We start from the raw sequence: 10,841 nt of genomic DNA, 5'->3' as shown, positions 1-10,841 counted from the left end.
CCTTGAGACCTCGGTCCAGGGTCTGTGACGTTTCGGCGACCACCGACCCCCCTCCCTTCGCGTGACGTTGCATTACGTCCAGCGGCGTTCGATCCCCGAACGAAACACCACATTCGCGAGGCTGTGCGGCGCCAGGTCATGGGGCCAGGACACGTACTCGTCGCCACTCGGCGGGCAGGCCGAACGGATTCCCACGTCCGCGAAGGACGGTTCCTCCTGCGCGGCGCGTCGGAAGATCACGCTAACCAGAGAGGGCAGTTTTGGCACCGGATATCCGGGATACGGACAGGAAAAATCTCCGCTGAACCAGGACGTCTAGCACATACCGCACAAATCGCCAAATGCGATCCTCGACACGTGTCCCCAGGACCACGACCGAGCAGCCCCGTACTCACCAGCCGGACACACCGTCCCAACCCATGAGATCGCCGGCCACGAACCGACTCCCCGTACCGGCCCGAGTCGCGCCCCGGCCGCCGTGAATCTCACCGCCCGGACGTGGCCCACTCGCGAATCTTCCCGATCCGCGCCTCCAACTGCCCGGCCGACGCCTGGGCCACCGCCGGCCCGCCGCACACCCGGCGCAGCTCGTTGTGGATCTGCCCGTGGGTCTGCCCGGTGCGGTGGTGCCACGCGGCCACCATCGTGTTGAGTTCCTTGCGCATCGAGGTCATCTGACGATGCGTCACCACCGGTCGCTGGTCCGCCGGTTTCTCCGACAGGTCGGCCTGCTGGTCCGGCTTGCGCCGGCTCTTGGCCACCTGCTTGGCCTGCCGGGACTGGAGCAACATCTGCACTTGGTCGGGTTCGAGCAGTCCGGGCAGGCCGAGGTACTCCTCTTCCTCCTCGCTGCCCACGTGCGCCTGGAGCCCGAACTCCGCACCGTCGAACAACACCCGGTCGAACCGCGCCTCGCTCTCCAGCGCCTCGAACGCGAACTCCTCCTGCTGCCCCGGCTCGTCCTGCTGCGCGTTGGCCTGCGCGACGAGGGCGTCCTCCTCGTCGTACATCCCGCCCTCCTTCTTCGGGCGGTCCAACACGTGATCGCGCTCGATCTCCATCTCGTTCGCGTGCTGGAGCAGCGTCGGCACCGAAGGCAGGAACACCGAGGCCGTCTCGCCCCGCCGCCGGGCCCGGACGAATCGGCCCACGGCCTGCGCGAAGAACAACGGCGTGGAGATCGTGGTGGCGAACACCCCCACCGAAAGCCGAGGCACGTCCACCCCCTCGGACACCATCCGCACCGCGACCATCCAGCGATCCTCGGACGCCGAGAAGTCCTCGATCTTCTTCGACGCGCCGGTGTCGTCCGACAACACCAGGGTCGCGCCCTGCCCGGTGATCTCCCGAATCATCCGCGCGTACGCCCGCGCCGACTCGTGGTCGGTGGCGATCACCAACCCACCCGCGTCCGGAATCGCCTTGCGCACCTCGCCCAACCGCTTGTCCGCGGCCCGCAACACCTGCGGCATCCAGGCACCCTGCGGATCCAGCGCGGTACGCCAGGCCTGGCTGATCGCATCCTTGGTCATCGGCTCGCCCAACGAGGCCGCGATCTCGTCCCCGGCCTTGGTCCGCCACCTCAAGTCGCCCGAATACGACAGAAAGATGACCGGCCGCACCACCCCGTCCGAAAGCGCGTGGCCATAGCCGTACGTGTAGTCGGCGGACGAACGCCGAATGCCGTCCTTGCCCTCCACGTACGCGACGAACGGAATCGGATTGATGTCCGACCGAAACGGCGTGCCGGTCAGCGCGAGCCGGCGCGTGGCCGGCTCGAACGCCTCCATGCACGCCTCGCCCCACGACTTGCTGTCGCCCGCGTGGTGGATCTCATCCAGGATCACCAGCGTCTTACGGTTCTCCACCCGCCGCCGATGCAACATCGGATGCACGCCGACACCCGCGTAGGTGACCGCGATCCCGTGATACTCCCGCGACACCGGCCCCGACGAACTCGAATAATTCGGGTCGATCCGCAGACCTATGCGTGCCGCGGCCTCGGCCCACTGCTTCTTGAGATGCTCGGTCGGCGCAACGATGGTGACCTGATGGATCACGTGCGCCTCCAGCAACTCCGAGGCGATCCGCAACGCGAACGTCGTCTTGCCGGCACCCGGCGTGGCCACCGCGAGAAAGTCCCGAGGCTGCCGTTCGAGATAGGTGTCCAAGGCCCCCTGCTGCCACGCACGCAGCTTGTTCGCCGTACCCCAGGAGGCACGATTCGGGAAGGCCGGGGACAGATGGGACGCGGCTGCAATACTCACTGCGACGACTCTGCTCCAACCCGGAATTCCACCCGACACCAAGCCCTCAGGCTACCCGAGCCCCCACCGGGTTCCCCCACCCCGACGTCGTCCCGACACGTCCCGAACCGAGCGGTCAGGGGGTTTGGCGGATGGGGTGGAGGCGGGGGGCGAGGAGGGTGCCGAGGAGGGCGGTGGCGAGCATGATGGCGAAGATCAGGGTGAAGACGCCGGAGTCCTTGCCGGTGCCCTCGTGGAGGGCGGCGAAGATGGCGCCGGCCAGGCCGACCATGACGATCGTGCCGAGCGAGTCGGCGACCTGGAGGGAGGAGGAGTTGGTGCCCGACTCCTCCGGGGTGGACAGGTCGAGGGTGAGCACGCTCATCGACGAGACGGCCATGCCCATGCCGGCGCCGCCGAAGAACCAGCCGACCGTGACCACGTACGGCGATACGCCGGGGACCAGCGCCAGCAGTGCCCCGCCGATCGCGACGGCCACGAAGAGGAAGCCCATCCGGACCAGGAGCGGCCGACGTTCGTGCGGCGAGCGGCCCTGGTACCAGGACCCCAGCGCCCAGGACAGCGCGCCCACGGTCAGCGTCAGCCCCGCCCGCGTCGGCGACAGGCCGTGCTCGCTGATCAGCATCAGGGGTACGAAGGACTCGACCGAGAAGAACGCGCTCGCGAGCACACCCCGACACAGGATCACCGCCGGCAGCCCGCGCACCGCGCGCAACGTCCCCGTCGGCAACAGCCGAGGCACCGTCACCACCATCAGCGCCAGGCCCGCGACCGCCGACAACACGCCCGGCACGTTCAGGTCTTGGCCGCCGTACTGCAACATGCCCGCGCCCACCGAGGCGCCGAGCGCGGCGCGGATCCGGCCCCGGTTCATCCGCGCGTCCGGATCCGGCTCGCCCGCCATCCGCTTGTGCTGCGGCAGCATCATCATGATCGGCAACACCACGAGCACCGGAATGGCCAGGAACACCCAGCGCCAGCCCAGGTGATCGGTGACCAGGCCGGCCACCGGCGGCCCGACGATCGAGGGCAGCACCCACGCCGCGGAGAACGCCGAGAACACCCGCGGGCGCAGCGCGGACGGGTACGCCTTGCCGACCACCACGTACAGCGCCACGATCACCAGCCCGCCGCCGAGGCCCTGCACGGCCCGGCCCGCGATGAACGGCCACATCGACCGCGCGGTGCCGGCCAGCACGAGGCCGGCCGCGAACGCCCCGATCCCGCCGAACAGCGGCAGTCGGGGTCCACGCGCGTCACACCATTCGCCGGAGACCACCATGGCGAGCAGGCTCGTGGTGAAGAACGCGGAGAAGGCCAGGGCGTACAGCGGCACGCCGTCGAGTTCCTCGACCGCCACCGGCATCGCGGTGCCCACGGCCATCGCCTCGAAGGCGATCAGCAGGACGACCGACACGATGCCGAGCGTGAGCTGAAGATAGGGCCGGGTCAGCACCCCGGGCTCCCGATCGCCGGACGTCTCGGCGCTGCGTCGCGTGGACTTCGACTCCCCTACGGCTGTCACCGAGACAGCCTAGACCCTGGCATATCAACCTACTTATCCCCGAGCAGCACCCGGCAGCACCGAGCAGCACCAAGCCACCCGAGCAACCCGACCAGCCCGAGCAACACCCGCTGCTCCTGCGCTACTCCACCACCACGTCCCGAGGCCGCAGCGGCAACCGGGGCAGTTCCAGCCCCGTCGCATCCCGCACCGCCGCCGCGACCGCGGCCGGCACCGGCACGACGGCCGCGTCGCCCAGGCCCTTCGCGCCGAACGGCGCGCCCGGTTGCGGCTCCTCGATCCACGCGGCGACCCGCACCGCCGGCACGTCCCACGTCCCCGGCGGCGACCACACCGACTCGATGTCCTCGGTCAGCGCGAGCCCGACCCCCATCGCCACCGAACTCTCCACCCGCACCCGGGCCTGCCCGGGATCCAACACCCGCCCCGCGTCGTAGGCGCCGGTCACGTCCACCACCCGGATCGTGCCCAACTCCGGATCCAGGTCGACCACGACCCGACAGGCCGAAAAGGCCACCGCCGGGTACGCGTTGCCCTGCCCCGCGTCGTCCAGCGGCTCCGTGCTCGGCGCCCGGCACGCGCCCGCCGTCGTCACCGTCGCGGTGTCCTCGTACATCGCGTCCACCGACAGGTCGATCAGCCCGTCGTAGGACTTGATCCGCCCGTCCCGCACGTCCAACAACCGCGCCGTCATCCCGTACCGCGCCGCCACCGGCGCCAACAGCCGCTCGCGGATCTCCCGCGCCGCCTGCTCCACCGCGCCCGCCGTCAGCCAGGTATGCCGCCCCACCCCCGGCGCCCCGGCCGTCGGCAACGCGGTGCCCGCCTGCAGCACGATCGCGTCCGGCACCCCCAACACCTCGTCCACGATCTGCCGGACCAGGGTCACGAAGCCCTGCCCGACCTCGACCGCCGCGCAGGTCACCGTCACCACGCCACCGTCCAGTCGCACGGTCGCCGTCGACGACTCGTCGGCCCCCTCGATGCCCAGCAGCGGCATCAACCCGACCGCGTACCCCGTCCCGCGCAACGTCCCGGGCGCGGGCGGCGCGGCCGGCGGCGCGGCCTCGGCCACCGCCCGCAACGCGGCCCCCACCGGCACCGGCCCGTCCAGTACCTGACCCGTCGTCAACATCGTTCCGGAGCTGAGCGCGTTGCGCAGCCGCAACTCCACCGGGTCCATCCCCAGCGCGTCCGCGAGCTTGTCCATCTGCGCCTCGTGCGCGAAGCACACCTGCACCGCGCCGGGCCCACGCATCGCCCCCGCCGGCGGATTGTTGGTCCGCACCGCCCACGCGTCCACCGCCGCGTACGGCACCATGTACGGCCCGGCCGCGCAGCCGATCAGCCGCCCGATCACCTCCGCCGAGACACCCGCGTACGCGCCGCCGTCCAGGATGATCTGCGCCTCCACCCCGAGCAACCGGCCGTCCCGATCCGCCCGATGGGTGTACTTCATCCGGGCCGCGTGCCGATGTCCGCCCACCGACAACGACTCGTCCCGCTCCAGCACCGCCTTGACCGGCCGCCCGGTGCGCAGCGCCAACAGCGCGACCACGGCGGTCAGTCCGACGTCCTCGCGCGTGCCAGCGGAGCCGCCCGCGCCGGTGGGCATCAACCGGACCATCCCGGCGGGCAGCCCCAGACACTCCGCGACCTGGTCCCGATCCGCGTGCGGATACGGCGACGCCACGTGCAGTTCGACGCCGCCGTCCGGCGAGGGCAGCGCGAGCGCGGCGTCGGTGGCCGGGTTGGCCTGGTACTGCGCGGGCACCTCGTACAGCCCCTCGACCACCACCTCGTCCACCGGCGTGCCGTCCCGGCGCAGCTTGACCGGCCGCCCGTGGCGCAGCGCGATGTGCCGCAGCACATTGCCGTCCGGATGCAACGGCGGCCCGGCGAAGGCGTGTTCGGGATCCGAGGCGGCCTCCAACGGTTGGTACGACACGAGCACCGCCGCGGCGCCGGCCCGCGCCGCGTGCAGCGTCTCCGCGGCGACCGCCGCGACCGCCTCCCCGGCGAAGCGCACCACGCCGTCCGCGAGCACCGGCCGGTCGGCCACGATCACCCCGTGGCACGCGCCCGGCGGCAGATCCGCCGCGGTGACCACGCCGCGCACCCCCGGCACCGCGTAGGCCCCGGCCGGGTCCACGTCCAGGATCCGCGCGTGCCGGTACGGGGAGCGCACCAGCACGCACCACAGCAGGCCGGGCGCCCACAGGTCGCCGGTGTAGGAGAACCGCCCCCGTGCCTTGGCGTCCCCGTCGGGGCGCGGTGCGGACTCGCCGATCACCGATTCGTGCCGATCACTTGGTCTCGCCGATCACTCGGTGCCGCCGGCCGCCGGCGGCGCGATCACGTTGAACATCATCGTCGAGTGGGTCTCGCGCGGGGCGCGCCTGCGCGCCGCGGTGCGCACCGCGTCCACCATCGGATGCGGCCCGGCACACCGACAGGGGTGCCCGTCCAGCGCCCGCCGGATCTCCACCTCGCCCGGCTCGGAGCTGCGGGCCAGCAGCGCACACGCGGACGCGACCACTCCCGGCACGCAGTATCCGCACTGGACCGCGCCGGACTCGACCAGCGCGCGCTGCACCCCGGCGGTCTCCGGGTCGTTGTCCAGGTCCTCGATGGTGCGCACCTCGCGGTCGCCCAGGGTGGCCGCCGCGACCAGACACGCGGAGACCGCGACCCCGTCCAGGTGCACCGTGCAGGTCCCGCAGACGCCCTGTCCGCAGCCGTCCTTGGCGCCGGGCAGGCCGAGCCGCTCGCGCAGCACGTACAGCAGGTTCTCGCCGATCCAGGCGTTCTCGATCAGCCGCGCCTCGCCGTTGACGCGCAGGACGTACGACGTGGTGGGGGCCGCGTCGAAGTCGAACCCGGGGCCGCTCATCCGCCGAACGCCCGTTGTACCGCGCGCCGCGCGCACACCGCGACCACGTGCCGCAGGTGCGCCCGGGCGGCCCGCTGTTCCGCCTCGGGCCGGATCTCGTCCGCGACCAACCGGCCGAAGTCGGCCGCGTCGCGCGCGTCCGAGAGCCGACCCGTGTGCGGGTCCATCCGTCCCGCCAGCCATTGTTCGGCCGCGAACGCGCGCACCGGACCGGGATGCGCCCCGCCGACCGCACAACGCACGTCGCCGACCACGGGACCGGCCACCAGCGCCAGGGTCAGGTGTCGCCCACCACCCACCGGCGCCTTGACGAACTCCTGCACGCCGCGCAGCAACGGCACCCGCACGCCGGTGATCAACTCCCCCGGGCGCAACAGTTGTTCGGCGATCGGACCCGCCTGGGGCGCGAGCAGATGCGGGGCGACCTCGCGCACTCCGCCCGGCGAACGGCAGGACACGGTGGCCTCCAGGGCGGCGAGTACGGGCAGCGAGTCGGCGGCGCGGCCGCTCGCGAGGATGTTGCCGCCCAGCGTGCCCATCGCGCGCACCTGCGCGGTGCCCACCTCGTTGGCGGCGGCGGCCAACGCCGGGACGAGCGAGGCCAGGTCGGCGTCCGCGAGCCGGGCCCAGGTCAGCCCGGCGCCGAGCATGACGAAATCGCCCTCGTAACCCCACCGCCGCAGGTCGGCGACCTTGGCCAGACCCACCAGGGCCGGCGGTCGCACCGTTCCGGCGTTGACGCGGGGCATGAGGTCGGTCCCCCCGGCCACCGGCAGTGCCCGGGGATCGCGCGCGAGGGCGTCCACGGCCTCGTCGAGCGACAGCGGCATCAAGATCGTCGCGTCCACAGCGCCGCCCACCCTATTGCCACGCGCCGACCGAAAGGGCCGACCCGGCACAGATTTGAGGCAACCCGAAACCCCGGCACTCCCGAACGCCACCAGGCCCGCCCAGACCCGCTCCGAAGCCGTAAAACACCGGCCTCCGACCAAATCGAACGGACCTTCCCGACCGACACGAGACGCGACGCCGGGGCGACGCCGAACGCCACCCGAACGGGATGCGAGAGACGCCACCCGAACGGGATGCGAGACGGGAGGCGGGACCGGAAGCCGAACCCGACACCCGAAGCCCCGCACCCGGGCAACGCAAGAGGCGCCGGTCACCACGACCGACGCCTCCGGCACCATCAGTACATCCGCGGCGACCTACTTCTTGCCGCCGCTCTTGCCACCGCTCTTGTCCTTGTCGCCACCGGCCCCGCCGGCCGGCATCGTTTCGTAGATCTCCTTGCACATCGGGCAGACCGGGTACTTCTTCGGGTCGCGACCCGGCACCCAGACCTTGCCGCAAAGGGCGATGACCGGGCTCCCGGACATCGCGCTTTCCATGATCTTGTCGCGCTGGACGTAGTGCGCGAAGCGCTCGTGGTCACCGTCGCCGTGGGAGAGCTTCGGCGTCTCCTCGATCAGCGTGCCGGTGCCCGTCCCGTGCTCCGGCTCCGGGAAGCTCTGGGGAGTGGTCATGCCCACCAGGATAGCCAGACGTCGGCGGCACCGAACGGCGCGTTGGATCACGCCCGCGTCGCGGTCCGCACCACCCGGCGCACACCCGGGCCCGGCCCCGCTCCGGCCCCGCCCCGCCGTCAGTTCAGCGTCGGATCCTCCGGATACGTGGCGACCATGGCCAACTCGCCCACCTGGCGCCGCAGTACCGCCCGCCACAGCCGGTCCGGCGCGGGTGTGAACGCGTCGCCCGGCTCGGAGTCGACCACGTACCACGCACCGGACTTGAGCTCGGTCTCCAACTGCCCCGGCCCCCACCCCGCGTACCCGGCGAACACCCGCATCGAGCCGAAGTCGGCGGCGACCAGTTCGGGCGGCACGTCCAGGTCGACCAGCCCCAGGCCGCCGTGCACACGACGCCAGCCCAGCGGCTCGGCCCCGCCCGGCACCGACGCGATGGCCAGTGCCGAGTCCATCGCGACCGGACCGCCCTGGAAGACCACGGGCGGCTCGCTGACGATCTTGGACCACGGCACGAGCACGTCGTTGACGTCCACCGGGCTGGGGCGGTTGATCACCACACCGAGGGTGCCGTCCTCGTCGTGCTCCAGGAGGAAGACCACACACCGGTCGAAGTTGGGATCGGCCAGCGCGGGCGTGGCCACGAGCAGGCGTCCGGTGAGCGTTACCTCGGTCATGCGCTCATGATCCCGCAACCGCCGCGTCGCGGTGTGCCACCCCGCGAGGAAGTCGGCCGGCGAGTGTCAGCGCGCCGAGGGCGCCGAGCAGATCCGCGGCCACGTCCCACGGGTCGCCGCTGCGGTGCGGAAGCAGGAAATGCTGGACCAGTTCGCTCTCCACCGCGTGTGCCGCGAGCGCCGCGCCCAGCACGAACGGACCGATTCCGACACGCCGACCGGTCCAGGCTATGGCCGCGAACGAGAGAAAATGCACGATCTTGTCACGATGTGGAACAAACGGCGCCGGGTCGCCCGGACTGCCCGGATTGAACAGGAGGACCAGGTTCACCAGCACCGCTCCCGCGAATGCCCAGTACGCAAGCCTGCCGACGGTCATCCGACCCCTTCGGTCACGGGCCGAACGACCCTTTTTCCCGGGCCCTTCGGCGCCGTGAGTCGGCACGGGAGCGGCACCGGTCCCACTACCGTGTAGCGCTGTCGGCCCATCTCCCCTGTCGGCTTCGGTACCCACAGAAGTGCGAGGATTCATGCAAGACGACGTGCTCTTGGTTCACGGCGGTTCCCCGCTTGAGGGCGAGGTTCGCGTCAAGGGCGCCAAGAACCTGGTGCCGAAGGCGATGGTGGCCGCACTCCTGGGCGAGGCGCCGAGTCGGCTGCGCAACGTCCCGGAGATCAGCGACGTACGCATCGTCAAGGGCCTGCTGCAACTGCACGGCGTGGCGGTGCGCGACGGCGACGAGCCCGGCGAGCTGCTGATGGACCCGACCCAGGTCGAACAGGCCAACGTCGCGGACATCGACGCGCACGCGGGTTCGAGCCGGATCCCGATCCTGTTCTGCGGGCCGCTGCTGCACCGACTGGGTCGCGCGTTCATCCCGGACCTGGGCGGCTGCATGATCGGCGACCGACCGATCGACTTCCACCTCAGCGTGCTGCGCGAGTTCGGCGCGGTGATCACCAAGCGCCCCGAGGGGCTCTACATCGAGGCGCCCAACGGCCTCAAGGGCACCAAGGTCAGCCTGCCGTTCCCCAGCGTGGGCGCCACCGAGCAGGTGCTGCTGGCCGCGGTGCGCGCGGAGGGCACCACCGAGCTGTCCAACGCGGCGGTGGAGCCGGAGATCATAGACCTCATCTGCGTGCTCCAGAAGATGGGCGCGATCATCTCGGTGACCACGGACCGGGTGATCCGGATCACCGGCGTGTCCAAGCTCGGCGGCTACGACCACCGCGCCCTGCCGGACCGCCTGGAGGCCGCCTCCTGGGCCTGCGCGGCGCTGGCCACCCACGGCGACATCTACGTCCGCGGCGCCCGCCAGCTCGACATGATGACGTTCCTGAACGTCTTCCGCCAGGTCGGCGGCGCGTTCTCGATCGAGGACGAGGGCATCCGCTTCTGGCACCCGGGCGGTCCGCTGAACGCGATCGCGCTGGAGACCGACGTGCACCCCGGCTTCCAGACCGACTGGCAACAGCCGCTGGTGGTCGCGTTGACCCAGGCCACCGGGCTGTCCATCGTGCACGAGACGGTCTACGAGCGGCGGCTCGGCTTCACCTCCGCGCTCAACCAGATGGGCGCCACGATCCAGCTCTACAGCGAGTGCCTGGGCGGCACGCCGTGCCGCTTCGGCCAGCGCAACTTCCAGCACTCCGCGGTCATCTCCGGACCGGCCAAGCTGCACGCGACCGACCTGGACATCCCGGACCTGCGCGCGGGCTTCTCGTACCTGATCGCCGCCCTCGCCGCGGAGGGCACCTCGCGGGTCACCGGCATCGACCTGATCGAACGCGGCTACGAGGACTTCCAGGCCAAGCTGGAGGCCCTGGGCGCCCGCGTGGAGCTGCCGATGCGGGTCACCGAGAGCGTCGCCTGACGATTTTCCGCCGGCCGCTGTGGCCCCGGTGCCCCCTTCCCGGGGCCACAGGGGCCCTGTCTCGGATACACATGTCTCT

9 protein-coding genes are annotated in these 10,841 nt (G+C 71.4%); 1 reads left to right on the top strand and 8 read right to left on the bottom strand.

Going from position 1 to position 10,841, the window contains the following annotated elements; translation table 11 throughout:
* Positions 1-485: 485 nt before the first annotated feature.
* The 8 genes from ACFXMF_RS43955 to ACFXMF_RS43920 form a co-directional block, all read right to left on the bottom strand.
* Positions 486-2,267 carry a DEAD/DEAH box helicase gene (locus tag ACFXMF_RS43955; protein ID WP_360307312.1) on the bottom strand — a complete coding sequence of 594 codons (1,782 nt, stop codon included), beginning with the start codon at positions 2,265-2,267 and terminating at the stop codon, positions 486-488.
* Between the two features lie 115 nt (positions 2,268-2,382).
* Positions 2,383-3,792: an MFS transporter gene (locus ACFXMF_RS43950; protein WP_379987578.1), complete on the bottom strand. Its 1,410-nt coding sequence runs from the start codon at positions 3,790-3,792 to the stop codon at positions 2,383-2,385.
* Positions 3,793-3,913: 121 nt separating this feature from the next.
* Positions 3,914-6,085 (bottom strand): xanthine dehydrogenase family protein, encoded by a 2,172-nt coding sequence (locus ACFXMF_RS43945; protein ID WP_360307300.1) that lies wholly within the window; start codon positions 6,083-6,085, stop codon positions 3,914-3,916.
* A gap of 30 nt (positions 6,086-6,115) precedes the next feature.
* The gene (locus tag ACFXMF_RS43940) at positions 6,116-6,685 is read right to left on the bottom strand and encodes a 2Fe-2S iron-sulfur cluster-binding protein (RefSeq protein ID WP_360307297.1); all 570 of its coding nucleotides are present in this window, start codon (positions 6,683-6,685) and stop codon (positions 6,116-6,118) included.
* Positions 6,682-7,515, bottom strand: a complete 834-nt coding sequence (locus ACFXMF_RS43935; protein WP_360307779.1) for an FAD binding domain-containing protein — start codon at positions 7,513-7,515, stop codon at positions 6,682-6,684. The genes ACFXMF_RS43940 and ACFXMF_RS43935 overlap by 4 nt, the downstream gene beginning before the upstream one ends.
* A gap of 378 nt (positions 7,516-7,893) precedes the next feature.
* Entirely contained in the window at positions 7,894-8,211 is a 318-nt protein-coding gene (locus ACFXMF_RS43930; protein ID WP_360307294.1) for a DUF3039 domain-containing protein, read from the bottom strand.
* Positions 8,212-8,330: 119 nt separating this feature from the next.
* A complete protein-coding gene (locus ACFXMF_RS43925) occupies positions 8,331-8,888 on the bottom strand; it encodes a YqgE/AlgH family protein (RefSeq protein WP_360307291.1) in 558 nt (185 codons plus the stop codon).
* Between the two features lie 4 nt (positions 8,889-8,892).
* The gene (locus tag ACFXMF_RS43920; RefSeq protein WP_360307288.1) at positions 8,893-9,267 is read right to left on the bottom strand and encodes a hypothetical protein; all 375 of its coding nucleotides are present in this window, start codon (positions 9,265-9,267) and stop codon (positions 8,893-8,895) included.
* Between the two features lie 151 nt (positions 9,268-9,418).
* On the opposite strand from ACFXMF_RS43920, the gene murA reads away from it, so the two are divergent.
* Positions 9,419-10,762: a UDP-N-acetylglucosamine 1-carboxyvinyltransferase gene (gene murA / locus ACFXMF_RS43915; RefSeq protein ID WP_360307285.1), complete on the top strand. Its 1,344-nt coding sequence runs from the start codon at positions 9,419-9,421 to the stop codon at positions 10,760-10,762.
* The last annotated feature ends 79 nt before the right edge of the window (positions 10,763-10,841 follow it).

It is taken from the genome of Embleya sp. NPDC059213 (assembly GCF_042754445.1).
Taxonomy (GTDB): domain Bacteria; phylum Actinomycetota; class Actinomycetes; order Streptomycetales; family Streptomycetaceae; genus Embleya.
This window is presented reverse-complemented; position numbering and strand designations above follow the sequence as displayed.

What these genes read in the sequence shown, in the direction of transcription:
- ACFXMF_RS43920 (WP_360307288.1), bottom strand. Translation starts at nt 9,267, where the DNA reads ATGACCGTCGGCAGGCTTGCGTACTGGGCATTCGCGGGAGCGGTGCTG.
- ACFXMF_RS43935 (WP_360307779.1), bottom strand. Translation starts at nt 7,515, where the DNA reads ATGCCGCTGTCGCTCGACGAGGCCGTGGACGCCCTCGCGCGCGATCCC.
- ACFXMF_RS43925 (WP_360307291.1), bottom strand. Translation starts at nt 8,888, where the DNA reads ATGACCGAGGTAACGCTCACCGGACGCCTGCTCGTGGCCACGCCCGCG.
- ACFXMF_RS43940 (WP_360307297.1), bottom strand. Translation starts at nt 6,685, where the DNA reads ATGAGCGGCCCCGGGTTCGACTTCGACGCGGCCCCCACCACGTCGTAC.
- murA (WP_360307285.1), top strand. Translation starts at nt 9,419, where the DNA reads ATGCAAGACGACGTGCTCTTGGTTCACGGCGGTTCCCCGCTTGAGGGC.
- ACFXMF_RS43930 (WP_360307294.1), bottom strand. Translation starts at nt 8,211, where the DNA reads ATGACCACTCCCCAGAGCTTCCCGGAGCCGGAGCACGGGACGGGCACC.